General features: G+C 34.8%; 27 protein-coding genes. 15 read left to right on the top strand and 12 right to left on the bottom strand.

Features of this window, described 5'->3' with window-relative positions:
* Positions 1-55 precede the first annotated feature (55 nt).
* From E2558_RS06190 to E2558_RS06160, 7 genes are all read left to right on the top strand, one after another.
* Positions 56-649: a thiamine phosphate synthase gene (locus tag E2558_RS06190; protein WP_126565518.1), complete on the top strand. Its 594-nt coding sequence runs from the start codon at positions 56-58 to the stop codon at positions 647-649.
* The gene (thiO, locus tag E2558_RS06185; RefSeq protein WP_126565517.1) at positions 642-1,757 is read left to right on the top strand and encodes a glycine oxidase ThiO; all 1,116 of its coding nucleotides are present in this window, start codon (positions 642-644) and stop codon (positions 1,755-1,757) included. The genes E2558_RS06190 and thiO overlap by 8 nt, the downstream gene beginning before the upstream one ends.
* The gene (gene thiS, locus E2558_RS06180) at positions 1,741-1,941 is read left to right on the top strand and encodes a sulfur carrier protein ThiS (RefSeq protein WP_103297373.1); all 201 of its coding nucleotides are present in this window, start codon (positions 1,741-1,743) and stop codon (positions 1,939-1,941) included. The genes thiO and thiS overlap by 17 nt, the downstream gene beginning before the upstream one ends.
* A 1-nt stretch (position 1,942) precedes the next feature.
* Entirely contained in the window at positions 1,943-2,710 is a 768-nt protein-coding gene (locus tag E2558_RS06175) for a thiazole synthase (RefSeq protein WP_126565516.1), read from the top strand.
* The gene (locus tag E2558_RS06170) at positions 2,710-3,708 is read left to right on the top strand and encodes a ThiF family adenylyltransferase (RefSeq protein ID WP_126565515.1); all 999 of its coding nucleotides are present in this window, start codon (positions 2,710-2,712) and stop codon (positions 3,706-3,708) included. Before E2558_RS06175 ends, E2558_RS06170 begins: the two co-directional genes overlap by 1 nt.
* Before the next feature lie 112 nt (positions 3,709-3,820).
* The gene (gene uptA / locus E2558_RS06165) at positions 3,821-4,435 is read left to right on the top strand and encodes an undecaprenyl phosphate transporter UptA (RefSeq protein ID WP_126565514.1); all 615 of its coding nucleotides are present in this window, start codon (positions 3,821-3,823) and stop codon (positions 4,433-4,435) included.
* Positions 4,436-4,605: 170 nt separating this feature from the next.
* The gene (locus E2558_RS06160) at positions 4,606-6,570 is read left to right on the top strand and encodes a fructose-1,6-bisphosphatase (RefSeq protein ID WP_126565513.1); all 1,965 of its coding nucleotides are present in this window, start codon (positions 4,606-4,608) and stop codon (positions 6,568-6,570) included.
* A 558-nt stretch (positions 6,571-7,128) separates the two neighbouring features.
* Here the strand turns inward: E2558_RS06160 and E2558_RS06155 are convergent.
* Complete coding sequence (locus tag E2558_RS06155; RefSeq protein ID WP_126565512.1) at positions 7,129-8,913, bottom strand: cation:proton antiporter; 1,785 nt, start codon at positions 8,911-8,913, stop codon at positions 7,129-7,131.
* Between the two features lie 259 nt (positions 8,914-9,172).
* Between E2558_RS06155 and E2558_RS06150 the strand changes: the two genes are divergently transcribed.
* A complete protein-coding gene (locus E2558_RS06150; protein ID WP_371869276.1) occupies positions 9,173-10,216 on the top strand; it encodes a YkvI family membrane protein in 1,044 nt (347 codons plus the stop codon).
* Between the two features lie 57 nt (positions 10,217-10,273).
* Here E2558_RS06150 and mhqR read toward each other — a convergent pair whose 3' ends face one another.
* A complete protein-coding gene (gene mhqR / locus E2558_RS06145) occupies positions 10,274-10,708 on the bottom strand; it encodes a MarR family transcriptional regulator MhqR (protein ID WP_126565510.1) in 435 nt (144 codons plus the stop codon).
* A gap of 223 nt (positions 10,709-10,931) precedes the next feature.
* On the opposite strand from mhqR, the gene aldA reads away from it, so the two are divergent.
* Positions 10,932-12,359, top strand: a complete 1,428-nt coding sequence (aldA, locus tag E2558_RS06140; protein ID WP_126565509.1) for an aldehyde dehydrogenase — start codon at positions 10,932-10,934, stop codon at positions 12,357-12,359.
* 59 nt (positions 12,360-12,418) lie between these two features.
* Here the strand turns inward: aldA and E2558_RS06135 are convergent, their stop codons facing one another.
* Complete coding sequence (locus tag E2558_RS06135; RefSeq protein ID WP_371869277.1) at positions 12,419-13,342, bottom strand: metal ABC transporter solute-binding protein, Zn/Mn family; 924 nt, start codon at positions 13,340-13,342, stop codon at positions 12,419-12,421.
* Between the two features lie 218 nt (positions 13,343-13,560).
* Between E2558_RS06135 and E2558_RS06130 the strand changes: the two genes are divergently transcribed.
* Together E2558_RS06130 and E2558_RS06125 are read left to right on the top strand one after the other, a co-directional pair.
* Positions 13,561-13,842, top strand: coding sequence for a GNAT family N-acetyltransferase (locus E2558_RS06130; RefSeq protein WP_126565508.1), 282 nt, complete (start codon positions 13,561-13,563; stop codon positions 13,840-13,842).
* Between the two features lie 167 nt (positions 13,843-14,009).
* The gene (locus E2558_RS06125; RefSeq protein ID WP_126565507.1) at positions 14,010-14,816 is read left to right on the top strand and encodes a VOC family protein; all 807 of its coding nucleotides are present in this window, start codon (positions 14,010-14,012) and stop codon (positions 14,814-14,816) included.
* A 39-nt stretch (positions 14,817-14,855) separates the two neighbouring features.
* On the opposite strand, the gene E2558_RS06120 is transcribed toward E2558_RS06125, so the two are convergent.
* Together E2558_RS06120 and E2558_RS06115 are read right to left on the bottom strand one after the other, a co-directional pair.
* Positions 14,856-15,164: a TM2 domain-containing protein gene (locus E2558_RS06120; RefSeq protein WP_126565506.1), complete on the bottom strand. Its 309-nt coding sequence runs from the start codon at positions 15,162-15,164 to the stop codon at positions 14,856-14,858.
* A 179-nt stretch (positions 15,165-15,343) separates the two neighbouring features.
* Entirely contained in the window at positions 15,344-16,837 is a 1,494-nt protein-coding gene (locus tag E2558_RS06115; RefSeq protein ID WP_126565505.1) for an aldehyde dehydrogenase family protein, read from the bottom strand.
* A gap of 467 nt (positions 16,838-17,304) precedes the next feature.
* On the opposite strand from E2558_RS06115, the gene E2558_RS06110 reads away from it, so the two are divergent.
* Complete coding sequence (locus E2558_RS06110) at positions 17,305-18,447, top strand: YSIRK-type signal peptide-containing protein (RefSeq protein WP_126565504.1); 1,143 nt, start codon at positions 17,305-17,307, stop codon at positions 18,445-18,447.
* A 195-nt stretch (positions 18,448-18,642) separates the two neighbouring features.
* Here the strand turns inward: E2558_RS06110 and E2558_RS06105 are convergent, their stop codons facing one another.
* On the bottom strand, positions 18,643-18,972 hold the full coding sequence (locus E2558_RS06105) for a hypothetical protein (RefSeq protein ID WP_135789022.1): 330 nt from the start codon (positions 18,970-18,972) through the stop codon (positions 18,643-18,645).
* A 55-nt stretch (positions 18,973-19,027) separates the two neighbouring features.
* On the opposite strand from E2558_RS06105, the gene E2558_RS12610 reads away from it, so the two are divergent.
* Positions 19,028-19,198, top strand: a complete 171-nt coding sequence (locus tag E2558_RS12610; RefSeq protein ID WP_168210222.1) for an LPXTG cell wall anchor domain-containing protein — start codon at positions 19,028-19,030, stop codon at positions 19,196-19,198.
* A gap of 73 nt (positions 19,199-19,271) precedes the next feature.
* Here the strand turns inward: E2558_RS12610 and E2558_RS06095 are convergent, their stop codons facing one another.
* Positions 19,272-19,931 (bottom strand): NAD(P)H-dependent oxidoreductase, encoded by a 660-nt coding sequence (locus tag E2558_RS06095; protein WP_126565502.1) that lies wholly within the window; start codon positions 19,929-19,931, stop codon positions 19,272-19,274.
* A gap of 319 nt (positions 19,932-20,250) precedes the next feature.
* Here E2558_RS06095 and E2558_RS06090 point away from each other — a divergent pair, with 319 nt between their 5' ends.
* Positions 20,251-21,243, top strand: coding sequence for a D-lactate dehydrogenase (locus E2558_RS06090; RefSeq protein WP_126565501.1), 993 nt, complete (start codon positions 20,251-20,253; stop codon positions 21,241-21,243).
* Between the two features lie 66 nt (positions 21,244-21,309).
* On the opposite strand, the gene E2558_RS06085 is transcribed toward E2558_RS06090, so the two are convergent.
* Positions 21,310-22,107 carry a Cof-type HAD-IIB family hydrolase gene (locus E2558_RS06085; protein ID WP_126565500.1) on the bottom strand — a complete coding sequence of 266 codons (798 nt, stop codon included), beginning with the start codon at positions 22,105-22,107 and terminating at the stop codon, positions 21,310-21,312.
* 216 nt (positions 22,108-22,323) lie between these two features.
* Positions 22,324-22,932, bottom strand: coding sequence for a class A sortase SrtA (gene srtA, locus E2558_RS06080; protein ID WP_126565499.1), 609 nt, complete (start codon positions 22,930-22,932; stop codon positions 22,324-22,326).
* A 165-nt stretch (positions 22,933-23,097) separates the two neighbouring features.
* On the opposite strand from srtA, the gene E2558_RS06075 reads away from it, so the two are divergent.
* Positions 23,098-23,592, top strand: a complete 495-nt coding sequence (locus E2558_RS06075; RefSeq protein WP_126565498.1) for a GNAT family N-acetyltransferase — start codon at positions 23,098-23,100, stop codon at positions 23,590-23,592.
* 42 nt (positions 23,593-23,634) lie between these two features.
* Here E2558_RS06075 and E2558_RS06070 read toward each other — a convergent pair whose 3' ends face one another.
* The 3 genes from E2558_RS06070 to E2558_RS06060 all read right to left on the bottom strand — a co-directional run bounded on the left by E2558_RS06070 (position 23,635) and on the right by E2558_RS06060 (position 25,663).
* Positions 23,635-23,880: a hypothetical protein gene (locus tag E2558_RS06070; protein WP_126565497.1), complete on the bottom strand. Its 246-nt coding sequence runs from the start codon at positions 23,878-23,880 to the stop codon at positions 23,635-23,637.
* A 186-nt stretch (positions 23,881-24,066) separates the two neighbouring features.
* A complete protein-coding gene (gene sdaAA / locus E2558_RS06065) occupies positions 24,067-24,963 on the bottom strand; it encodes an L-serine ammonia-lyase, iron-sulfur-dependent, subunit alpha (RefSeq protein WP_126565496.1) in 897 nt (298 codons plus the stop codon).
* Positions 24,964-24,976: 13 nt separating this feature from the next.
* Positions 24,977-25,663, bottom strand: a complete 687-nt coding sequence (locus tag E2558_RS06060; RefSeq protein WP_126565495.1) for a serine dehydratase beta chain — start codon at positions 25,661-25,663, stop codon at positions 24,977-24,979.
* Positions 25,664-25,665 lie beyond the last annotated feature (2 nt).

The raw sequence follows: 25,665 nt of genomic DNA, 5'->3' as shown, positions 1-25,665 counted from the left end.
TGAGCTAAACGCTATTTCCCTACGAGGGTAATAGCGTTTTTTTATTGTTCAAGGGGTGAGGCATATATTTATTGCAATAACGACTTATAAAGATTTAACAGACGAAGATTTACAGCATTTCTTAGCTATAGCTAAAGGGATAGACGGACTACTGTTTCGTACCCCTATGTCACGTGAAGCGTTATTTAACTTCATCACACAACTTTTAGATGCAGGCTTTCCAAAAGAGAAAGTAATCATTCATAGTGATGTTAAGTTACTAGAATCTTTATCACTTTCGCGGTTACATTGCCGTGAAATGGATAAGACTGCGTTTGATTACAAACAACGATACCCTCATGTCGAAGTCAGTATGTCGACCCATTCTAAAGAATCTGTGAAGCAAGCTTATGAACATGGTCTTGATTATGTGTTTTATGGCCACATTTTCACAACGCCTTCTAAACCAAATCAACAGCCACGTTCACAAGAAGAGGTCAATGACGTTTTACGTTTGCCGATTCCTATTTATGCTATTGGTGGCATCACTAAAGAAACGATTCACCAATTACCTAAAGGGTTTACTGGTATATGTGCAATTTCTTTCTTTATGAACGCATCTTTACAACAAATCGAACAGTTACGAAAGGAGTGGTTGAAAGATGCATGACGTTCTTATTATAGGTTCAGGCGTGATTGGCATGTCTATTGCGCGACATTTAAGTCAGTCACAAATGGATGTCGCTATTGTCGATAGAGATGTTCCTGGTAAACATGCTTCTTACAAAGCAGGCGGTATGCTAGGTGCACAAAATGAATTTACTGAGGATAATGATTTATTTAGACTTGCGCTCGAATCACGCTCACTTTTCCCAGAACTGTGCGAAGCTTTGCAAGATGAAACAGGTATCGATATTCAATATCAGTCATCGGGATTAATCAAAGTGGCGAATCGCCCTGAAGATGTTGAAAGTTTAAGACAGCAATATGAATTCTTAAGTTCCATGGACCCTAGTGTAGTGGAATTATCTGAAGAAGATTTAATTGATTTAACGCATGGTCATGTCACATCAAGCGAAATGGCAATTTACATTCCAAATGATGGACAAATCAATGCGAACCATTATACGAAAGCACTCTTTAAATCACTACAGCAACGCAATATTCATCGCTATTATCAAACAGAGGTGCTTAATGTTGAGCGTCAAAATGGCTACTATGATGTCTCTACGTCAAGAGGTCAATTAGTTGCTAAGAAAGTGATTGTCGCTGGAGGAGCTTGGACTTCGAAATTATTAGAACGCTACCAACTTCCGCGTAAAGTAGTTGGTGTTAAAGGCGAAGTATTATTAATTGAACATGACGACTTAGATTTAAAAGAAACGGTATTTATGACGAATGGTTGCTACATCGTGCCGAAACAACCTAATCGTTTCCTTATTGGCGCAACAAGCGAGTTCGATAATTATTCTGTCGGCAATACCGATCAAGGCGTCTCATGGCTACATCAATACGCGAATGAACGTATTCCTGAATTAACACAAGGTAAAGTCATTAAGCAATGGTCTGGCGTGCGCCCTTATACTGATGGCGAATTGCCTATCATGGACCGTATAGACGATGGTTTATACGTCATTACAGGTCATTATCGTAATGGTATTTTACTTTCACCTGTCATAGGCCGTGATATCGCGAATTGGCTATTTACTGGTGTTAAACCACGCAATTATGAGTCATTTAATGTTTCAAGGAGGTCAAATAATGAAGTGTATCATTAATGGTGATGCGTTCACATTCGACGCAGAACAGTCGATTACTCAAGTGCTTCACTCACTTGAATTAGACCCTGAACGTGTCATCGTCGAGCATAATAAGACATTAATTAAACAAGAAGAGTACGATAATCACACTGTACGTGAAGATGATCAATTAGAATTATTAGAATTTGTTGGAGGCGGATAATATGTTTAAAATTGGAAATTTAGAATTACAATCTCGTTTATTATTAGGTACTGGTAAATTTGAAAATGAAGAAATCCAAACTGAAGCGATTAAAGCGTCAGAAACAAATGTCCTTACATTCGCAGTAAGACGTATGAACTTATATGACAAAAACTTACCTAACCCACTTGCAAATATTAATTTAAAAGATTTCATCACTTTCCCAAATACAGCAGGTGCTAAAACTGCAGAAGAAGCAGTTCGTATCGCTGAAATCGCTAACCACGCAGGCGTATGTGACATGATTAAAGTCGAAGTCATCGGTGATGATGAAACATTATTACCTGATCCTTTCGAAACATACGAAGCTTGTAAAGTATTATTAGAGAAAGGCTACATCGTGTGCCCTTACATTTCTAACGATGTTGTCTTAGCGAAACGCTTAGAAGAATTAGGCGTACATGCTGTAATGCCACTTGCTTCTCCAATCGGTACTGGCCGTGGTATTAACAACCAATTAAACCTAAGCTACATTATTAAAAACGCTAACGTTCCAGTTATCGTTGATGCTGGTATTGGCTCAGCTAAAGACGCTTGTCACGCAATGGAATTAGGTGCTGACGCCATCTTATTAAACACAGCGGTTTCAGGCGCTAAAGACCCTGTTAAAATGGCTGAAGCAATGAAATTAGGTATTGAAGCTGGCCGTTTATCTTATGAAGCTGGACGAATTCCAGTGAAATATACTGCACAAGCATCAAGCCCAACTGAAGGATTAGGATTCTTATAATGCAACGTTACAATCGTCAAATGCGTTATCATGCTTTTGGTGAAAATGGGCAACACGCCCTATCGAATGCGAAGATCTTAATACTCGGTGCCGGTGCATTAGGCAGTCATGTGGCAGAACTATTAGCTCGCATGGGTGCCCATCACTTGGCCATTGTTGATATGGATATTGTGGAAACATCAAATTTACATCGCCAAGCATTGTATACAGAAGATGACGCTACCAACATGGTGCCTAAAGTACACGCCGTTAAAGAAAAATTAGCGCATATTAATTCCAATGTAGAAGTACAAGCATTTTATCAAGAAGTTGACTCTACGAATATTGAAGATATTATAAATAAGGTGCAACCTGACATTGTCATTGACGGCATGGACCATTTTAAAATTCGTTATCTAATTAACGAAGTATGCCATAAGCATCATATTCCTTGGGTGTATGGTGCTGCAGTTGGCAGTAAGGGGACAGTCTATGGCATCGACTTTGAGGGGCCTTGCTTAAAATGTTTATTAAAACGTATGCCTTCTACTGGCGAAAGTTGTGCGATTAATGGCGTCTTACCGCCTGTCATTACACAAGTGGCAAGCTATGAAGTATCCGAAGCTATTCGCTATTTATCTGGAAAAGGGTTTTCCAAGAAATTAATAACCATTGATGCTTTCGATATTAACTTCAAAGCCATGAATGTCGATATTTTGAAAGACAATGACTGTGAAGTTTGCGAACAACAACATTATGAATTATTAGAAACAAAGCAACAACAACACATTGAAAGTCTTTGTGGTAAAACGTATCTCTTTAGATACCAACCTGCTGTCTTTGAACATGCTGAACATTTCCCAGGTGATATGGTGAAATCAACGTCATTTGCCAAACTGATTCAAGATAAAGATTATGAAATTACCTTGTTTAAAGACGGACGTATGAATGTTTATGGTATCGAAGATGATGAAGAAGCTACTCAACTGTATCATCGCTACTTAAAAGCTTTAAAATAATAACTTTTTAGGTTTATACAAGCAATTCATAGTAAATTTTATTATAATGAATTTACTATGAATTTTTTATTATAGTTATAAAGCTTAAAATTAAAGGAGTTCTTAATTATAAATGGAACAGTTAATTACCGATTTTATAAGTAAATGGGGCTACGCAGCCATCTTTATTCTTATCCTGTTAGAGAATGTGTTGCCTGTCGTCCCTTCTGAGATTATTTTGACGTTTGCAGGATTAATGTCTGTTAAATCAGGCCTATCGATTCCCGTCTTATTCCTTATTTCAACTATCGCTTCATTTATAGGATTATTAATCTTGTACTATATCTGTCGTTTAATCAATGAAGAAAGTATTTACCGTTTTGTTGATAAACATGGGAAATGGTTCAAACTAAAAGGTAAAGACGTCAAGCGTGCCAATGATTGGTTTAAACGCTATGGTCCATGGGCAGTTTTATTGTGCCGCTTCATTCCGGTTTTACGTGTACTCATTACCATTCCTACTGGTATCAATAAAATGAATGTCATTACATTTACAGTCTTATCATTATTAGGTACAACGATTTGGAACTTTGCGCTTATTTTATTAGGCCGTTTATTAAGTGACAGCTTTGACGTATTAATGGCTGGTTTACATACTTATTCTTATATCATGTATGTCATTATCTTCTTAGCAATCTTGTACCTTCTATATGTTATCTTCATTAAAAATAGAAAACGTACACGTTAATTTTTCAACCCTTCATCTAGTATGAAGGGTTTTTTTCATATTTTAATTTCGACAATTTAAGCATCACCATTGAAAAAGTGCTACTTTTTAAAGATAATTTATGTAAGCGGTTTTATATTTTACTGCCCTTTTAAAAACAAATGACAATCCCACACAGGAGTGAAAAATAAATGACGCAAACGACTGAAAGTGAATTAAGAAAGAAATATTTAGATTTATTGTCTCAACAATTCGATAGCCCAGAAAAACTTGCTACCGAAATTATTAATTTAGAATCTATTTTAGAATTACCTAAAGGTACAGAACACTTTGTGAGTGACTTACATGGTGAATATGAATCTTTCCAACACGTACTTCGCAATGGTTCTGGGAATGTGCGCGCTAAAATCAATGACATCTTCACAAATAAATTATCTCAAAGAGAAATTGATGACCTAGCTGCCCTTGTTTATTATCCAGAAGAAAAATTAAAACTTGTGAAAAATAACTTCGATTCTAAAGGTAAATTAAATCTTTGGTATATCACTACAATTGAACGTCTGATTGAACTTATTACTTACTGTTCTTCAAAATATACGCGCTCTAAGTTACGTAAAGCATTACCTGAAGAATTTACATATATCGTGGAAGAACTCCTTTATAAAAGCAACGAATTTAAAAATAAAAAATCTTATTATGAAACGCTTGTTAACCTCATTATTGAACTCGAACAATCAGACGATTTAATCATCGGATTGTCTTATACTGTACAACGCCTTGTTGTAAATCACCTTCACGTTGTGGGTGACATTTACGATCGTGGTCCTCAACCAGATAAAATTATGGATACTTTAATCAATTATCATTCAGTCGATATTCAATGGGGTAACCATGATGTGTTATGGGTCGGCGCCTATGCAGGCTCTAAAGCTTGTCTTGCCAACTTACTCCGTATTTGTGCACGATATGATAATTTAGATATTATTGAAGACGCTTATGGTATTAACTTACGTCCTTTACTCACATTAGCTGAAGAGTATTATGATGGCGACAACCCTGCCTTTAAACCGAAGAAACGTCCTGACAAACCTGCTGGCTTATCTAAACTCGAAGAGAGTCAAATCACAAAGATTCACCAAGCGATTGCAATGATTCAATTCAAATTAGAAATGCCAATTATTAAACGTCGCCCAAGCTTTGAAATGGATGATCGTTTAGTTCTTGAAAAGGTCAACTATGATACGAATGAAATTACAATTTACGGCAAAACATATCCTTTAAAAGATACATGTTTTAGTACGGTTGATCCAAAAGACCCAGGCAAATTATTACCTGAAGAAGAAGAAGTCATCAACAAATTGTTACTTTCTTTCCAACAATCTGAGAAATTGAAACGCCATATGGCTTTCTTAATGCAAAAAGGTAAACTTTACCTACCTTACAACGGCAATCTTCTTATTCACGGTTGTATTCCTGTCGATGAAAATGGAGAAATGGAATCGTTTGAAATTGAAGGTGAATTGCATAAAGGTCGCGACTTACTTGATGTTTTCGAAAAACATGTACGTTTAGCATATGATAACAAGGAAATTACTGATGATCTTTCAACTGATTTAGTATGGTATTTATGGACAGGTAAATATAGTTCACTTTTCGGAAAAAGAGCAATGACAACATTCGAACGTTACTTTATTGAAGATAAAGCCTCTCATAAAGAGCCTAAAAATCCATACTACTATTTACGTGAAGATGTGGATATGATTCGTAAGATGCTGAAAGACTTTGGCTTAAACCCAGATGAGGGCCGTATTATTAATGGACATACGCCAGTTAAAGAGATTGATGGTGAGAACCCTATTAAAGCAGATGGCAAGATGATTGTGATTGATGGTGGTTTCTCTAAAGCGTATCAGAAGACAACAGGTATTGCAGGATATACGTTACTTTATAATTCATTTGGCATGCAGTTGGTGGCACATCAACATTTTGACACGAGAGATAAAGTACTTTCAGATGGTGCTGATGAATTATCCGTACGTCGTGTGGTCGATGAAGAATTACAACGTAAGAAGATTAAAGACACAAACGAAGGTAAAGAAATGTTAGAACAAATTCGCATTCTTAAATTATTAATGCACGATAGATATTTGAAATAATTTTACAATTGTAATTATCATTTTTTCTAAAATGGATGGTCATTTCACTTAAGTTGAGATGCTTGCCTAGGGGGCTGGGTCGAGCCGCGGTCTCGACGCTCATCCTGCTCCCTCAGGCGTCACTCAACTACGTTTCATTATCCATTTTAGAATCACTTAAATCTACAATATATCTATGTGGTTATTTACAATAGTTTATCTTTTACCTATTCAAATTAATGAACAGTAGCTAAAAAGACTGGCAAAGAATAATATCTTCGCCAGTCTTTTTTGTTTTCTTTGGTTTTATATTATCAATAAAAAACAAATATACAGTTCAATACATAACACATATTTATTAATACTTTACTAAGTATAAATTTTGATATTAATAAATATGTAAGAAATTTTAAGATGAACTACAAGTGTACTTGTGTAAGGCGTTCTAAGATAGATATGAAACGTAGTTGCGAAGACTCCTAGTGGAAAAGAAAGAGCCTCAAGACTACAGGCTTGAGCCTTTCCCACAGGAACGCGTAGCAACTTAAGTGAATGACAATCTATCTTAGAACTTATTTCTTATTCATACACGTCTCTTAAGATACCATACGTGCCATTGTCTTGCTCTGGCAGTGGCTTACTACTTTTATTAAATGATACGACTTTACCATCATCGATGTGATAAATAATCATGTCATGTTCGGTAATATGTTCATATTCTTCTGCATGAATTTCCACAATGTTTTTATTTGTAATGGTATTATCGAACCATCTTGGGCTATGATTTTCATCAAATAAAATATGGTTGCGTAATGGGCCATTGAGATTATTTCTGGCTTGTTCGTCGGTAAATGACACAGGCATCATACTGACATTATTTAAACCAAACTCTGGCACTAATTCGTTAAAGGCTAAACTGTTGAAAATAAATGATTTCGTCATGAGTAAACACTTATTATAACGAATTAAATCGGCATAGATACGGTCACTACTTGAAAGTAAGTTACCTTTAAAGATTTCAAAGCCATATTCTTCTGCTTTCGTCGATGTGTTCTCAAATAAATTGAAGACCATTACTGGAATATCATGCTCACGAAGTTTACTACCTAGATGGAAAGAGAATTCACTCTCACCTACAATAATCACGCCTGGTGGCTCTGTACTTGCTAAGCCAAGTAGTTTACTTATTGGTGTGAAGCTAAAGCCATAAATCACTACGGTAATAAATACTAATCCAAATGTTACTGGTGTAATATAGCTTGCCATTTTGACATGGTCATTCATAAATAACCCACCAAAGAATTGAGCTACCGTAAGAACGACGATGCCTCGCGGTGCCATCATCGCAACAAGTAAACGTTCTTTTTTCGTGATTTCAGTACCTATTGTTGATAGTAGTACTGACACAGGACGTACAAGGATAATCATCACTATCGCGAAGACAAGTAATTGCCATGATAAGACATCTATTAATACAGATGAGGTTAATGATGACGTAATCAGAATAAACACAGTTGATACTAATATTGATGAAGCATTTTCAACGAAATGATCTGACTCTTTGAAAATTAAGTCATGGCGTTTATAGCGTGCCATCATTAAACCAAAGATAGTTACGGCTAATAAACCAGATTCCTGTAAGATTTGGTCACATATACTAAATACCAATAAGATAAAGACGAGCTGAATGGATGGCATTAAGTTTTGTGGAATCATATCGCGTTGGATTAACCAATTGAATATGAATGATGCGCCAAATCCGATTGCAGCTGTGATAACAATTTTAAAGATAAATAGGAAAATAACTTGAAAACCAAAACCTTGTTCCATGATTTGATAAACATAAAATGCGGTTAAAGCTAAAATTGGACCAATAGGGTCTAAAATAATACTTTCCCAACGTAAGATAGAATCCACACTCTTGCGCACTTTCGCTTGCTTGAGCAATGGCTGAATCACTGTTGGTCCAGTAATTAAGAATAGTCCACCCATCACGACAGAGACGGATAGTGGGAAATCTAAAATCTTGTTTAAGGCAATTGCACCTAAAACCCATGAAATGACAGCGCCAATCGTAATAATACGAATAACCGCTTTGGAAATACCTTTTAATTCACGGAAATCTAAGTTACTACTACCTTCAAATAAAATAATTGCTACGGCTAATGAAACGATAGGACTAAATACTTCCGACCCCAACGTATGTTGAGGGTTTGCTAGTCCCAGTATTGGCCCTACTAATAGTCCTACAATCGACATGACGACGATTGAGGGCCATTTGATACGTGTCGCTAACCATTGGCTAAAGATACCTAGCGCTAAAAATAGCACAATGATAAGCATGACAGGTAAATCAAAAGACATGCCTACACCTTCCTCGATTAAAAAATTCATTTTCTACTTTTTACTTAATACTGTGTTATACTATCAAACTTTCTTTAAGACTGCATTACTATTATATTTCGTTCCTTTAAATGACCTTTGTGTAAAGACAGTGTACACTTCATGTAAACTTTAGTATTTATTTTTGTGTGAAATTTCGTTAAAATAAATAATTGTTTTTATTAATATTTTTAAAGTTTGAAAGGATTTTTCAGAAGTGCAGTATTTTAAAGAGGCGATTATGGTCGCATTTGCGTTTGTCGGTGTAGTCGTGGGTGCTGGTTTCGCGACAGGACAAGAGGTTTTTCAATTTTTCACAAGTAATGGTAGCTATAGTATCCTGGCAATTCTTATTACAGGCATCATCGTGACATTAGGTGGCATCTTTGTTTTACAAACGGGTTATCGAATAAAATCACATAACCATTCTGAATCGATACGGTATTATTTACCTTCTTGGATGGCACGTTTATTTGATATTATTCTTACTATTTTTCTATTTTCATTAGCGATAATTATGACGGCTGGAGGCGCTTCGACTGTGCATGAAAGCTTTGGTTTACCTTTCTGGATAAGTTCCCTACTGTTAGTGCTTCTTATTCTAGTGACGTTATTTTTAAATTTCGACCGTTTAATTGCTGTGTTAGGTGTGGTAACGCCCTTCTTGGTCATTGTAGTGACGATTATCGCGATTTATTACTTTATAACGGGCGATTTAAACTTCACGGCTGCCAATGATTATGCTCAGCATCATCACGGGTTATCACTTGGTTGGTGGTTTGATGGTTTAAATTATGCAAGTTTACAAATTGCGGCTGCGTTTAGTTTCTTAAGTGTGATGGGCGGCCGTTTGAAACATCGCCAATCGGCAGTTTGGGGCGGTTTATTAGGTGGTCTCCTCATTACGTTTTTACTATTGATGATTAATTTAGGCTTAATTACAGAGTTTGAGCATATTCAATCTGTGGCGCTCCCTACCCTATTACTTGCGCGTCATATCTCTCCATTATTAGGTACGATTATGTCGATAATTATGATTTTAGTAATTTACAATACGGTCGTTGGGTTAATGTATGCCTTCGCTTCTCGTTTTACGGAACCCTTTTCCAAAGGCTATTACGTGCTCATTATCGCTATGGCTGTCGTCACGTTTATATGTACGTTTATCGGTTTCATTTCTTTAATCGGAAAAGTCTTCCCAATTATGGGCTTGTTCGGTTTCATACTCCTTATTCCAGTTATATATCGAGGCTTTATTCAATTAATATCTTCAAATCATCAATAATACGAAAGGTTCTCACAGATACGTTACAAGTATCCATGAGAACCTTTTATATTATGTTTATACTTCGGCTGATTGATGACTTAACTTTCTACATGCATGTTGAAGCGTAATTAATTCTTCTTGTGTTAATTCTGAGAAAGCATTTGTCAGTGTCGTAGCATGTTGAGGAAAGATCTGCGCCATAAATTGCTGTCCTTTATCAGTCAAAGTTGCATGATAGACGCGTTGATCGTTAGGATCTTTGTCTCGCGTAATCCAACCCTTATCCTCAAGTTGACTCACCACATAAGAAATACTGCTACTAGCGATGAGTACTCTATCTCTGATGCGTTGAATTGGTTGTGGGCCTTTATTATAAAGTAATTCCAAGACGGCAAATTCTGTAACATTTAACCCGTAATTTTGAACATCTTGCTTAACTACTTTCTCTAATGCATCTAATGCCCTATGTAGCCCTATAAATGCTTTTAATGATCCTTGTGTGCGATCCATTTCCTTACCTCACATTCCAGAATTTCATTTCGATTTGGAGATAAATTATACACTTTCTGTAGTTCATCGTCAATTTGATTGCGTTTGTCTTAGACTTTTCAATTTGAGTCATCTTTGTCGAGGCGAAACTACGACATCTTTATTACAAATTAGATTTCTATCCCACTTTTCAAAAGAATAAAATAAAAGATTTCGGGGAATACTATGATTGGAGGTGTCTTAAGTGACCAATCAACTATTTATTAATAATGAATTTGTAGAGAGTAAGTCAAATGAGACGATGGATGTGATTAATCCTGCAACGGGTGAAAAGATTGATACAATTACGTTTGCGACGGAAGAAGAAGTGAATGAAGCAATTGAGAAATCGAAACATGCGCAACGTGAATGGGAGCGTGTGCCTGCGCCTACACGTGCAGAGCATGTAAAATTATTAATTCCTTTATTAGAGCAAAATAAGAATGAGTTAGCGAAGTTGTATGTTGAAGAGCAAGGTAAGACACTTGCGCAAGCTGAGGGAGAAATTGATAAAGCGGTACAATTTATTGACTATATGACAAGCTTAAGTATGAGTAATAAAGGTGAAGTATTGCAAAATAGTGTAGCGAATGAAACGATTCAATTAACGAAGAAACCTATTGGTGTGACGGCAGGTATTGTGCCATGGAACGCGCCAATTTTGGTCTTAATGCGTAAGGTTATTCCAGCAGTGGTAACTGGTTGTTCTGTAGTTATTAAACCAAGTGAGGAAACAACATTATTAACATTGAAAATAGCGGAATTATTCCGTGCGTCAACTATTCCTGCTGGCTTAATTCAAATCATACCTGGTACTGGTGAAACGGTTGGTACGCAACTTGCGACACATAAAGATATTCAATTAATCTCACTAACAGGTAGTATGGCTGCTGGTAAAGCCGTTTATAAGAATGTGGCTGATACTGTGAAGAAAGTGAATCTTGAGTTAGGCGGTAACGCGCCAGTCTTAGTTACGCCACATGCCGATTTAGATAAAGCAGTAGAATATATCGTAACAGCGCGTATCAATAATGCGGGGCAAGTCTGCACATGTCCTGAACGTATCTTCGTACATGAAGATGTGCATGATGACTTTATTGCTAAAGCAAAAGACCACATGAGTCAACTTCAAGTGGGTGATCCATTTGATAACAATACAGATTACGGTGCAATCATTAATCAGAAACAATTAGATAGCATTGATGAGAAAGTTCAAGAAGCAGTTAAAAATGGTGCTCATCTTGTGTTAGGCGGACATAAAATGGACCGTGCTGGTTTCTTCTATGAGCCTACAATTATTGATAATGTAAACCCTAACGATAGTGCATTCAAAGAAGAAATCTTTGGACCTGTGCTAGCTGTAACGACTTATAATGACTTTGATGAAGTGATTGACGCGGCGAATGATACAAATGCCGGTTTATCTTCATATATCTTCTCTGAGAAGTTAAAAGAAGTGATGGAAGCGACAGAACGACTTAAATTCGGTGAAGTGTATGCGAACTGTGAAGCCGAAGAAGTGGTAAATGGTTATCATGCTGGCTGGAGAGAATCTGGTTTAGGCGGTGCCGATGGTATTCACGGCTTTGAAGAATACTACAATACAACAGTAAGTTATATTAGATGGTCGTAATTATATAAGACAACCCCCTTATTCCATGTTCTGGGATAAGGGGGTTATTTATTGATGCATTACTGATTTAATGCTTTATCGAGCGCTTTAATATTTTTCTTCATGATGGATTGGAAGGTTAATGTGTCGTCGTTGGCTTGTGTTTTAGTTAGGACGGATAAGTTATTGAAACTTACTGGTTGAGCTTTTGTTTCATCGCGAATGACATCAGTGATTTTTGACGTAATATTTTGTTCATACAAGATATATGGTTGGTGCGTTTGCTCAATTTGTTTAATCATCGCAAGAATATCTTTTTGACTTGGATCTTCATTATTCATACCACTCACGCCTTCTTGTTCAAAGTGGTAACGATGTGCCAAATAGCCTAATGAATCATGAGAAATCACTACTTTATCACGTTTAGGATGGGTCGTAATTTGAGTTAATGATTTATCCAACTGTGTTAAGTCTTGATTTAACTTTTGAAAATTATGTTCATAATACGCTTTATGAGATGGATCTCTTTTTACTAAATCATCTTTAATCTTCTTAGCGAATTTTTTATCTAATACTGGATCTAACCATACATGAGGGTCATGTCCCGCTTCAGCATGATGATGTTCATGTTCATCGTGATCATCGTCTTCGGTTAATAAGTCTTTATGACTAAGTCCATCTGCCACAGCTAACTTCATGTCGTCATTGTTCATTGACTTCGTAATCTTTGCTGCAACTGGATCTAAATCATCGCTCGAATAGATAAACAAATCACTTTTAGCAATATTAATCATATCGCGCTGACTTGGTTCATACGTATGCGTGTCCGCGCCTGGAGGATAAATGGTATCCACATTCACATATTTGCCCCCTATTTGTTGCGTAAAGCTTTTGAATGCGAATACCGTCGTATAGATGTCGATTTTATTTTTGGTTGTAACGTTCTCTTTCGTATGCGTACTGTGTGTTGTGCTACACGCTGATAAAGCAATACTTAAGCACATAACGAGGATCAGTACAGACGCCCTTTTCAAAAACAACTCAATCCCTCCAAAACGTAATAATTTCGTTCTCAACTATATCGGTTCTGTTTAAAAAAAGCAATATCTCTGTTTATAACAATTTCTATAATCTTTATATTCTAAAATTTATTTATCGAATGTTTTATTTTTCTGAAAAAGTGATACATATTACTATGACATTATTAAAGGAGTGACGTAACATGGCTGAAGAAATTAAACAAGGTAATAACAAATTTTACGTTGGTGAAGATGAGAACAATCCTCAAGCAGTAATTACTTACAAGCAAGTTGATAATAACGAAATCGATATTGATCACACTGGCGTTTCTGATGAATTAGGCGGTCAAGGTTTAGGCACTAAATTAGTAGATGCAGTGGTTCAACATGCGCGTGAAAACAACCTAAAAATCATCGCATCTTGTCCATTTGCGAAAGACGTATTAGAAAAAAATGAAGATTATCAAGACGTTTACTTCGGATAATTCATTATTTCGAAAGTTCGTTTACTCAAGGAGATATTCATTCTTCTTGAGTTTTTTATGTGTGAAAACAATTATCTTGCACGTTTGTTGTTTTGGTAGTATATTTATTATACTTAATATAAATAATAGATAAAGATGAATGTATTCATCCTTGGAGGTACGTTATTATGACTTCATTTCACACAACTGAAGCAACACAAGTTACAAATATAACTTTAAATGTTCAAGACTTAAAAAAAATGACTGATTTTTATTCTAATATTTTAGGATTTTCAATAAAAGAACAATATAATCAATCTGTTACGTTTAACGTCGGTGCGTATGGCCATACGTTAACTTTGAATTTGTTAGAAGACGGACGTCGCCCTTCGTTTAGAGAAGCTGGCTTATTCCACATTGCGTATCTTTTACCCACTCGCACAGATTTAGCGAACTTCCTTTTCCACATGAGCCGTATGAATATTTCTGTTGGCGGTGGCGATCATTTAGTGAGTGAGGCACTATATTTCAATGATCCAGAAGGCAATGGAATTGAAGTATACCAAGATCGCCCTACTGACACTTGGCAATGGTCTGATGGTTTTGTGAAAATGGATACCCTAGAAGTGGATGCCGATGATTTAATTGCACAACGTTCAGAAGACGGTTGGCAAGGTTGGCCTGCAGAGGGCAAAATTGGACATTTACATCTTAAAACACATGATTTAGGTCAAGCGCGTGAATTTTATATTGATCAAATTGGGTTAGAACATATTTCTCAATATCCACAGTCATTATTTATGTCTACGCAAAACTATCACCATCATATCGCCGCAAATATTTGGCAATCTAATCAAGTGCGCTTAGACAATGAACACACTTATGGCTTAGCTCACTTTAATATTTATAAACCAAATGTTGAAGAAACACATCTTACTTCACCAGAAGGCTTCGACATCACACTTCACAGTGATACAAGCGTAGTACCTGGATAAATATTAAAACAGGATAGTCTGACGACTACCCTGTTTTTATTATTGATTATTTTTCATTAAATTAACTTCTTGCATAGCTTGTTGACGCACTCTATTTTCATCATCTCTAACCCATCCTGGAATTAAGAATGCATCAACAATTAACCAAATGGCTGTAATAACCCCAAATGTAAACCAAGTAACAAATAATGTTATTAATAATATTATTATTCCTGTACCTATTTTACCGTGGTAAAAACGATGTACACCTAAACTCCCTAAAAAGAACCATAATAAATAAGAGACAAGCATTGTTTTTGAACGGTTAGCCACTTGTTGTTCAACGTACGATTTTTCTTCTAAATTCATAAGTATTATCCCTCCCTTTTATTTCATATCTTATTTTATCACTAGGAATTTTACAATTAAATATATAAAACAAAATATTTACATCAATATTATCATTAATTAAAATACTAAAAATAATCATATTTAGACATAAAAAAACAGGGCGCTTAGAACGCCCTGTTTTTTATGATCTATCTATTTTAGTATAAACCTTTTGTTTGGTTGCTAGTATCGATAAAGATATTTTTAACTTGTTGATAGTTTTTGATTGCATCTTTGTATACTTCGCGACCAATACCTGATTTTTTATATCCGCCAAATGGTGCGCCAGCTGGGATTTGGTTGTAAGTGTTAATCCAAATACGACCAGTTCTCATTGCTTTTGCTACATTTAAAGCGCTGTTGATATTTGTAGTAAAGATACCACCTGCTAAACCATATTCTGAGTCGTTCGCAATTTTAACCGCTTCTTCTTCGTCTTCAAATTTTTCAACAACTAGCACTGGACCAAAGATTTCTTCTTGCGCTAATTGATGACTGTTGTCTTTCAGTTCAATAATTGTTGGTTCGAAGTAATAACCTTTATCTAGACCGTTGTCTGTAATTCTATGTCCACCAGTTAAGATGTTTGCATTACTATCTTCTTCAGCTAATTTTACATAGCTTTCAATTTTCTCAAGTTGTTCTGGACCAGTTTGAGCACTCATTTTCGCGTCTTCATCAAATGGATCGCAGACTTTAATATTTTCAAAAGCTTCTTTTAATTTAGGCATTACTGTATCGTAAATTGAAGATTGCACTAATAAACGAGAGCCTGCACTACATACTTCACCTTGGTTGAATAAGATACCTAATTGAACACCTTCAACCACTTGGTCTAAGTTGGCATCGTCAAAGATGATGTTTGCACTTTTACCACCAAGTTCTAATGTCGTTGGTACGATACGTTCAGCACCTGCTTTAGCAACACCATAACCTACATCAGTTGAACCAGTGAATGATAATTTGTCTACGCCTTCGTGATTAAAGATGGCGTCACCTGATTCTGAACCTTTACCTGTTACGATGTTTACAACACCTTTAGGTAAAACGTCTTGGAAGATTTTTGCAAGCTCGATTAAGCTTAATGGTGTTGATGATGATGGTTGAATTACGATTGTATTACCTGCAGCTAATGCTGGACCTAATTTCCATGATGCTAATAAGAATGGGAAGTTCCATGCTACAACGGCACCTACCACACCAACTGGTTCATTAACAACTAAACTCATTGTATTTTCATCAAGCTCATTAACAGTACCTTCGTCAGTTGTTAATACACTTGCGAAATATTTGTATTGGTTCGCAGCTTGAGGAATATCAATTGTTGATGTTTCACGGTAAGGTTTACCGTTTTGTAATGATTCGATTGTTGCAAAGTGTTCAGCTTTTTCATGAATACGACGACTAATTTCTAATAAATAGTCTGCGCGTTCTTCTTTAGAAATCTTGCTCCAACTATCAAAAGCATCATGAGCTGCTTGAACTGCTTTATCTACGTCAGCTTTATTCGCTTTAGCTACTTCTGCTAAATCTTCACCATTAGCAGGATTTGTCACTGTTAATGTTTCTCCACTTTCGCTAGGTTGAAATTCTCCGTTAATGAATAAATCATATTTCTCATCGATAAAATCTCTAACATTAACTTTAGCCATTAGTCATCATCCTTTTTAAATGTATTTAAAAACGTTTGTGAATAGCTTCATATAACATAATACACAGAATGTAAGCGTTTACTCATTCTGCATCTATTTTACTCTAAATTTAAGAATAAACGAAACAAGTTGCTCGAACTCATTTCGTTTCATTGTTTATATGTTTATTTTACCCGCTCATATAAATTTTATTCACTAAACGTTAAACCCATTGAATGACGTCCTTACCTTGCTAGTAAAATTTCTTTATGATAACCGACTGTAGTCAAAACAAGCATTTAGGATTCATTAGATTTCATACTTTTTTTAATCCGCTCCCTAAATACATACAATTATAGTTATTTATTAATAATATAAAAATATTATTTTATAGCATATCGTTTAATAGCGTATCACTTTGGTGTATGATTAATCTAATATATTATAAATAATTTATATTATTTTAGTTATATTAAGGAGTGATTTAATTGATTTTCAATAATAAACAACGATTTGGTATTCGCAAGTTCACTATAGGAATCAGCTCTATACTTTTAGGTAGTGTATTATTTATCGGTGTTGACTCAGTCGCCCACGCCTCAGAATTAAATGATACTAATAATTCTTCACATGTAAACTCACCGTCTACAAGTAATCCTACTGATGACAATCAACCTAATGAAACTAATCAATCAGCCCCTCTAATAGATTCATCTGCTAATGCAGCCAATAACGATAAAGAATTAAATAATAATGACCAATTGAATTCTACTAATAATTCTCAATCTATAAATCATAGTGAAGACACATCAGATTCATATAATGCTAATACAGATAATAACAATAACGAATCAGATTCATATAATACTAATACAGAAACAACTAATTCAGATTCTAATCTATCACCGATAAACAATAATCAGCAAAAACATCTTATAAATGCAGATAGATTTAAACGTCCCCAAAAAAACCCTAATTGGGATGTGAGTTCTCTTTTGCCTATAGGTGGTGGTGGCGTTGATGTCACACCAGGTTTATCCACATTTAAAGATGATGGTAATGTAAATTATAATTTCACTGTATCTTTAAGTCCTATCAAATCAAGTGATCATATGAAAACAGGTAAAACTTTTGGAATAACCGTACCTAAATTCGTTCAAAATGTGCAATTCAAACTCATAGGTACACGAGAAGAAGAAACCTTAGTTCCTCATAATGTTAATTTAACTTTAGGTCAAATCTCTGAAGAAGACTATAAAAAGACTAATAAATTTAATCTCATCCCTACATATGAAGAATATTTGAAATTGAAAAATGCAGGTAAGAATGAATTACCTTCATCAGTAATAAAATATGATGAATCTAACAATTATTTTAGTGGCGGAACTTATAATCCCGATTATGCTAAATCATATGGTGTAAGCACTTTAATAGATGGATCGATAGGATTAAATGTTAGCTTTGATATCACTAAAGAACAATTTAAAAAAACGCCTTATCTGCCACTCGATGCTAGACTAAGATGGAAATCAATAATGGAAAATTATCCAATTGATTGTTTTGAAAATGGATCGCAACCATTAGATAATTTTAGACATCATATATCAACTTTTTTCATATACATTTATTGAACATCCTGAATACATTCATGAAGATGATTTTGATGAAAATGGTTTATACCTTGAACCATCAATAGGCGTTACTAAAAAGTTACATGATTGGACATTAATTGGTAATGATGTTAGCCATTCTTTTTTTTATTACTGGATAACTTTTGCGTTAGCAGCAAATTCATCTGTTTTATATGAAGTAGCTGATAATGAAGATTATGCTGATGTTGCTGTAGCTAAAGTAACTGAACAACCTAAGACACCAGAACAACCTAAAACTCCAGAGCAACCTAAGACACCAGAGCAACCTAAGACACCAGAGCAACCTAAGACACTAGAACAACCTAAGACACCAGAACAACCTAAGACACCAGAACAACCTAAGACACCAGAACAACCTAAAACTCCGGAACAACCTAAAACTCCGGAACAACCTAAATCGCCAGAACAACCTAAATCGCCGGAACAACCTAAATCGCCAGATAAATCTAAAACACCAGATAAATCTAAAACGCCAAATAAACCGAATACATCAGAAAAATGCAATGAATCTAAACATGCTCATAAAATAAGCAATACTAATGGTTCAAATGAAAAACACTTGCAATCCCATCATAAAAACACTCATCAAGATAAGATTGCAGACACAAAAGATAAACTTCCTTTAACTGGAGAAACTAAACAAAATAATAGTATTTTATTAAGTATTCTTACTGCAATATTTGGATCTTCTTTACTTTTATTACGTCGTAAAAATACGAAGAACAAATAACAAGTATTGTAAAATAAATAGAGCTATTTATTTCATCCACTTGAAATAGATAGCTTTTTTAAATATATATAAATTATTCAACCCATTGAATAACATCTTCTGCAGATTGACGTACTTTTGCTTTAGGCTCTTCTTTACGATAACCGAATGCAACCATCACTGAAGGCGCAAATTCATCAGTATTTAAAATGCCTTCTTCAGATAAGATTTCAGTGACTTTGTCTAAGTCGAAACCTTCCATTGGACATGAATCAATGCCTAACAATGCTGCAGACGTCATCATATTAGCTAAGGCAATATATGTTTGTTTGCTCGCCCAATCTAACAATGTACGATCATTATCATTAATATGGAAATTAGTCTGGAATCCATTTACTTTATCATTAAACGCAGGTAACGTACTTTCTTCGTATTTTTTAACATTTTTAACGATTGATTGAACGTAATCAGAACTAGGAGTTACATTCTTACGGGCTAAGATAATTACGAAATGACTAGCCGTTTTCAATTGTTTTTGAGCACCTGAACTATACGGAATTAATTTATCACGTAACTCTGAATTTTGAACTACGACGAAGCGCCATGGTTCTAAACCTAATGAACTTGGCGATAATCTTGCTGTTTCAAGTATAGTATCAAAGTCAGAATCGCTCACTTTCTTTGCTGAATCAAACTCTTTTGTTGCATGTCTAAAATTGAATGCCTTTAGAATTGTATCTTGCATTTCACTCATAAACATATCCTCCTAAGTTTAGTATCACTCAAATTATAAATGACTCACCCTTCACACTAAAGATATTAGCTTACAAATTTCTTTCTTATTATTTGAAAATTAATCCCAAAAGACTTGTTTATGTGAAATTTTTAACATTTTAAACAAAAAATTGCTAAAAACTATTGATTTGTGAATTAATTCACAATATAATGTATTTGTAAGTTAAGTAATAGAGATGTTTCCAATCATTATTTTAATTACACATACATTTCTATAGACAACTTCAGTCTTATTTATTTATTAATATATTATTACTATCTGAAATGGGGTTATTATAATGACAAAAATTATGTTTTTCGGAACTCGTGACTACGAGAAAAATGACGCTTTAAATTGGGGTAAAGCTAACAACGTTGAAGTTGTAACTTCTGAAGACATTTTAAGCGAAGATACTGTAGATCAATTAGAAGGTTTCGATGGCGTAACTACAATGCAATTTGGTAAATTAGCAGATTCAGTTTATCCTAAACTTGAAAAATATGGTATTAAACAAATTGCTCAACGTACAGCTGGTTTCGATATGTACGATTTAGACCTTGCTAAAAAACATGGTATTGTGATTTCTAACGTACCAAGTTATTCACCTGAAACAATCGCTGAATATTCAGTATCAATTGCATTACAATTAGTACGTAAATTCCCAGCTATTGAAAAACGCGTTCAAGAACATAATTTCAAGTGGGCTGCACCAATTATGTCTACACCTGTTAAAAACATGAAAGTTGCTATTATTGGTACTGGTCGTATCGGTGCTGCTACTGGTAAAATCTATTCTGGATTCGGCGCTGAAGTCGTAGGTTACGATGCTTATCCAAACAATTCTTTAGATTTCTTAGAATACAAAGATTCAGTTGAAGAAGCAATTGATGGTGCAGATATCATTTCATTACACGTACCAGCAAACAAAGAAAGCTTCCACTTATTCGACGCTGACATGTTCTCTAAAGTGAAAAAAGGTGCTGTATTAGTTAATGCTGCTCGTGGTGCTGTAATTGATACACCTGAATTAATTAAAGCTGTTAACAACGGTACATTATCAGGTGCTGCTATCGATACTTATGAAAATGAAGCAGACTACTTCACTTATGACTGGACTAATAAAGAAATTGAAGATAAAACATTATTAGAATTAATTGAAAATGAAAATATCTTAGTTACACCTCACATCGCATTCTTCTCAGATGAAGCTGTAAGAAACTTAGTTGAGGGTGGATTAAACGCTGCATTATCTGTTATCAACACAGGTAAATGTGACACTCAATTAAACTAAGATAATACAGAATAAATTATAAAAGCTGAACTCTCAATTCTTTGAGACTTCAGCTTTTTTTCTCGCCTATTTTAATACTTCTTGTTCAATAATTTGTAAAACACCTTGTTCATCATTACTCGGCGCTACAGCACTTGCAATATCGAATAAAGATTGATCTTGGCTATTTGCCATGACATAGCTGTATTTTGCGAATTCAAGCATATCTTTATCGTTATTCGCATCTCCAAATGCCATTAACTCTGACGCATCCATATTCCACTCACTTAATAATCGTTTTAATGCTTGTCCTTTCGTCATGTTAGGCATAATAATATCAATACTATTATGACCACTTGAAACAAGTTTAGTGGTATCGCTAAACTTTTCCTCTAAATCAGTATCTAATGTTGAATGTGTATCACGATTAATGTTTAGAGCGATTTTGACATATTCATCCTCTGGTAAAGGTTGAAATGAATCAATTTCTTCTAATTGATGATAATAGAAATGCGCATCTTTTTTAAAATCCTCACTTGTATCTTTTAAAATATATGCACTTTTCAAACCACATACGATAAATTCATCGATGTTTCTTTCAATATTTAAATAATTGACTACTTCGGTATAATCATCTTGATTAAAACTACGATAATTGTATAAGTCTGTCCCATGATAAATGACTGCCCCATTTTCAGAAATAAAGAACATATCTCTTTCCCCAAATATTGATTTCAGTTTCGCAAATTGGTTGCCACTTGCAGCAATAAATTCTATGTTACGTTGCTTTAACTCTTGAAAGATTCTTTCAAAACGATCTTTATCATATTCCTTATTCGAATCTAAAAATGTGCCATCCATATCTACAGCAATTGCCTTAACCATAAAGGTTCCCCCTTGAATTTAACGTCTTATTTAAATTAATTATAGCTATCCCATTTTTGTGATTAAAGTTTAGTAAATAAGGTTGAAACTATATTCATATTTAGAAATTAAATTCAGTGATTAAAACTAATTATTGGTGTATTTATCCTTATAAGAATAAGTGACTGAAAATAAAAATCCTCTTACTCATTGATAAAGTAAGAGGAAATTAAAATATTAGTTTATTTGTTTGGCGACGAAGATTTTGCGTTTTTCCCAGACACCTGTTTGTTCATTGTAATTGTCGCAAGTAATTAAGGTTAATTGATTTGTTTCACCTTTATGTTCATCTAACACCTTAACCTCGTCTGGGTTGACGTCGCGGATGCTAGTCATTTTATATTTACGTGTTTCATTGCCTACTTTAAAGTAAACTTTACTTCCTTTTTTGGCTGCTTTTAAGTTAGTAAATTGATAATGTGGACGGTCAATAAAGGTATGTCCAGCTATTGAGATGTTTTGATCGTCTAATTTTTCATTTTCTTCTGCGAAACTTACACCACGATTTAATTGTTCTGGTGTAGCTGGGCCAGGATAGACTGGTTCTTTAATTTCTGCATCTGGAATGGATATGTAACCTGCCATTTTGGATTTATCTTTAGGAATAGTTGGTGTTTCCTTTTTCGATGCTTCTTTTTTACCATCATTATCATATTGTTCAATTTTATTATCATTATCTTTTTCATGCAGATAATTATCTATATGTGGTTTAGCAAATAAATATATTGCCACTAGAATTAAAATGACGCCTATAATTGTCATTAAATGACTTGTCCAATTTTTCATTATGTGGGGCTCCTTTAAGCTAGTCGTTCTTTGCTCATAGTATATCACTTTTAAATCACTATTTTAATTTAATTTCACCATTTGAGTGTAAGGTTTAATTACAAACATTTGCTCGTATAGGTTCAACCTTTTAAAATAAGAAAAAATACTAAAGTAGGTGGCAATTTGATTAGAAACGCTGAAAGACAAGATTTATCCGCAATATTAGACATTTATAATGATGCAATTTTAAATACTACAGCGGTTTACACATATGACGCACAGACAATGAAAGAACGTGAAGCTTGGTTTGAAGCTAAGAAACTCGCAAACGAACCTATCTTTATTTATGAGTTAGATGAGAAAGTAGTTGGCTTTGCAACCTATGGACAGTTTAGAAATTGGCCAGCATATCTATATTCAATTGAACATTCGATTTACGTTGATAAGGATTATCGTGGAAAAGGCATTGCCTCGCAACTGCTTAGTCATTTGATAGAAGATGCCAAACAAAGAAATTATCGCACTATCGTGGCAGGAATAGATGCTTCAAACGAAGGTAGTATTAAATTGCATGAAAAATTCGGATTTACTCATGCAGGTACAATTAAAAATGTAGGATATAAATTTGAGCGTTGGCTTGATCTTGCATTTTATCAATATGACTTATTTGATAAATAGTTTATGTCACATATTTTCTAGAACTAAAAAACAAGTGAACGATTATTCGTCCACTTGTTCTTGTTCCACTTGTTTTTGAAATGTATAAAATCTTTCTTTTAATTCTTCTATTTTTTTCCTCTTTTTCTCTTCAATAACAAAACTCACATAATAAAACAGAAATACTAAAATCATGCTTAATGACATTGATTCAAATAAGAGATTCTCCCAAGTTCCCTCAACTGTGAAATAATGTGTAATCGTTGTGTTAATGACGAATACTAAAAAGATGATACTTAATCTAAGCATATCATCAGCCCCTTTGGAGTTATTTTATACACATAGGTGAAATTTTGCAATAACTTTTTTAATTTTCTGTAAATTATTATTAAAGTTTTATATATTGGATCTGCCTTTTCAAAAAACAATAAAAAAACCATCCTCGAATGGATTCATCACATTCGAGAATGGTGAGTTATTTGAATTGATTATACTTTAGTTTTTAACTGGATTTTCTTCAGCAGCAAAGATTTTTTTCTTAATTGCTTCGCCTGTTGGTGTGCCTGCTAGACCACCAAGTCCAGTTTCACGAAGTTCTGCTGGTAAGCCACGACCTACTTTATCCATTGCTTCAATCACTTCGTCAACAGGAATTCTGCTTTCAACGCCAGCTAATGCTAAGTCAGCTGAGATTAATGCGTTACCAGAACCAATTGCGTTACGCATTACACATGGAATTTCAACTAATCCAGCAACTGGGTCACAAACAAGACCTAATAAGTTACTGATAGCTAATGCCATTGCATGACCTGATGCTTCTGGTTCGCCACCTGTGATTGATACTGCTGCCGCTGCTGCCATTGCTGATGCAGAACCAACTTCCGCTTGGCAACCTCCTGTAGCACCAGCAACACTTGCATTGTTTGCTACAACACGACCGAATAATGATGATACAAATAGGAAGTCAATCATTTGGTCTTCTGTTAAATTATGTGTTTTTTCTAATTTGAATAACACACCAGGGATAGTACCTGAAGAACCTGCTGTTGGTGTAGCACAAATAATTCCCATCGCTGCGTTAACTTCGTTTGTTGCTACGGCACCTTTAACAGCTTCCATCATTTCATAGCCAGATAAGGCATGGTTATTTTCATTATAGTCACGAATTTTTGCCGCATCGTGACCTGTATAACCTGTTACACTTTCAACACCGTCGCCTGTTGTCCCTTTTTTCACGGCGTCACGCATAACTTCTAGGTTTTGTTTCATTGTTTCTCTAACTTCTTCGCGAGATTTACCAGAAAGCTCCATCTCTTCTTTAATCATAATATCCGCGAAAGACATTTTGTTTTCAACTGCGTAGTCTATAGTTTCTCTAATTGAATCAAACATCTTTAATCCCCCTCTATTTTATATAGGATATGTTTAAGTGACTATATTTTTCTTTAATTTGATTTAACGTTGATTCAGGTAATGCTTTAGTTAATGGTAATACCGCTAAACTATGATCTTTGCCCGTTTCGATCATTTCCTCATCAATAGATGCACCAAGTTCACTAATATCATTTAAGAAATGATTGACTTCTGATTTGCCAATTTTGCCGTCCATTTCTAAGATAGGTAAACCATGGTTAAAGTTAACTTCTAGTCCTTCAACACTAATTCTTTTTAATTTAATTGTACCGCCACCAATTGAGTTGCCGATCACTTCAATATGGCGACCATTAGCTTCTGCGATTAAGTAAGCACAGTTAGGGTGCTCACCAATGCTTGGGCCGTCTTCTTCTATAATATCAATATCAATATTTTGATCTTTTGCAATTGTTATAGAGTCTTTGATACGACTGTCAAATGTACTATAACCCATTGAGCCACCGATTACTGCTAAGTCAGTACCGTGACCTTGGTGTGTTTTTGCGAAAGATTCGTAATAGTGAATTGTTAATTTTTCAGGTTGCATATTGCCTAATACTGAATAGGCAGCATTTCCAATTTTAACAGCGCCTGCTGTATGAGAACTTGAAGGTCCCATCATGACAGGGCCGATGATATCAAATGCACTTTGATAATCGTAGCTTTTTTTAGTAGCCATTA

It is taken from the genome of Staphylococcus pragensis (assembly GCF_004785665.1).
GTDB lineage: Bacteria > Bacillota > Bacilli > Staphylococcales > Staphylococcaceae > Staphylococcus > Staphylococcus pragensis.
This window is presented reverse-complemented; position numbering and strand designations above follow the sequence as displayed.

Bases quoted from the DNA above. Each gene is read 5' to 3' on its own strand.
- thiO (WP_126565517.1), top strand. From the start codon at position 642: ATGCATGACGTTCTTATTATAGGTTCAGGCGTGATTGGCATGTCTATT.
- thiS (WP_103297373.1), top strand. From the start codon at position 1,741: ATGAAGTGTATCATTAATGGTGATGCGTTCACATTCGACGCAGAACAG.
- E2558_RS06175 (WP_126565516.1), top strand. From the start codon at position 1,943: ATGTTTAAAATTGGAAATTTAGAATTACAATCTCGTTTATTATTAGGT.
- E2558_RS06170 (WP_126565515.1), top strand. From the start codon at position 2,710: ATGCAACGTTACAATCGTCAAATGCGTTATCATGCTTTTGGTGAAAAT.
- uptA (WP_126565514.1), top strand. From the start codon at position 3,821: ATGGAACAGTTAATTACCGATTTTATAAGTAAATGGGGCTACGCAGCC.
- E2558_RS06160 (WP_126565513.1), top strand. From the start codon at position 4,606: ATGACGCAAACGACTGAAAGTGAATTAAGAAAGAAATATTTAGATTTA.
- E2558_RS06155 (WP_126565512.1), bottom strand. From the start codon at position 8,913: ATGTCTTTTGATTTACCTGTCATGCTTATCATTGTGCTATTTTTAGCG.
- E2558_RS06150 (WP_371869276.1), top strand. From the start codon at position 9,173: ATGGTCGCATTTGCGTTTGTCGGTGTAGTCGTGGGTGCTGGTTTCGCG.
- mhqR (WP_126565510.1), bottom strand. From the start codon at position 10,708: ATGGATCGCACACAAGGATCATTAAAAGCATTTATAGGGCTACATAGG.
- E2558_RS06135 (WP_371869277.1), bottom strand. From the start codon at position 13,342: ATGTGCTTAAGTATTGCTTTATCAGCGTGTAGCACAACACACAGTACG.
- E2558_RS06130 (WP_126565508.1), top strand. From the start codon at position 13,561: ATGGCTGAAGAAATTAAACAAGGTAATAACAAATTTTACGTTGGTGAA.
- E2558_RS06125 (WP_126565507.1), top strand. From the start codon at position 14,010: ATGACTTCATTTCACACAACTGAAGCAACACAAGTTACAAATATAACT.
- E2558_RS06120 (WP_126565506.1), bottom strand. From the start codon at position 15,164: ATGAATTTAGAAGAAAAATCGTACGTTGAACAACAAGTGGCTAACCGT.
- E2558_RS06115 (WP_126565505.1), bottom strand. From the start codon at position 16,837: ATGGCTAAAGTTAATGTTAGAGATTTTATCGATGAGAAATATGATTTA.
- E2558_RS06095 (WP_126565502.1), bottom strand. From the start codon at position 19,931: ATGAGTGAAATGCAAGATACAATTCTAAAGGCATTCAATTTTAGACAT.
- E2558_RS06090 (WP_126565501.1), top strand. From the start codon at position 20,251: ATGACAAAAATTATGTTTTTCGGAACTCGTGACTACGAGAAAAATGAC.
- E2558_RS06085 (WP_126565500.1), bottom strand. From the start codon at position 22,107: ATGGTTAAGGCAATTGCTGTAGATATGGATGGCACATTTTTAGATTCG.
- srtA (WP_126565499.1), bottom strand. From the start codon at position 22,932: ATGAAAAATTGGACAAGTCATTTAATGACAATTATAGGCGTCATTTTA.
- E2558_RS06070 (WP_126565497.1), bottom strand. From the start codon at position 23,880: ATGCTTAGATTAAGTATCATCTTTTTAGTATTCGTCATTAACACAACG.
- sdaAA (WP_126565496.1), bottom strand. From the start codon at position 24,963: ATGTTTGATTCAATTAGAGAAACTATAGACTACGCAGTTGAAAACAAA.
- E2558_RS06060 (WP_126565495.1), bottom strand. From the start codon at position 25,663: ATGGCTACTAAAAAAAGCTACGATTATCAAAGTGCATTTGATATCATC.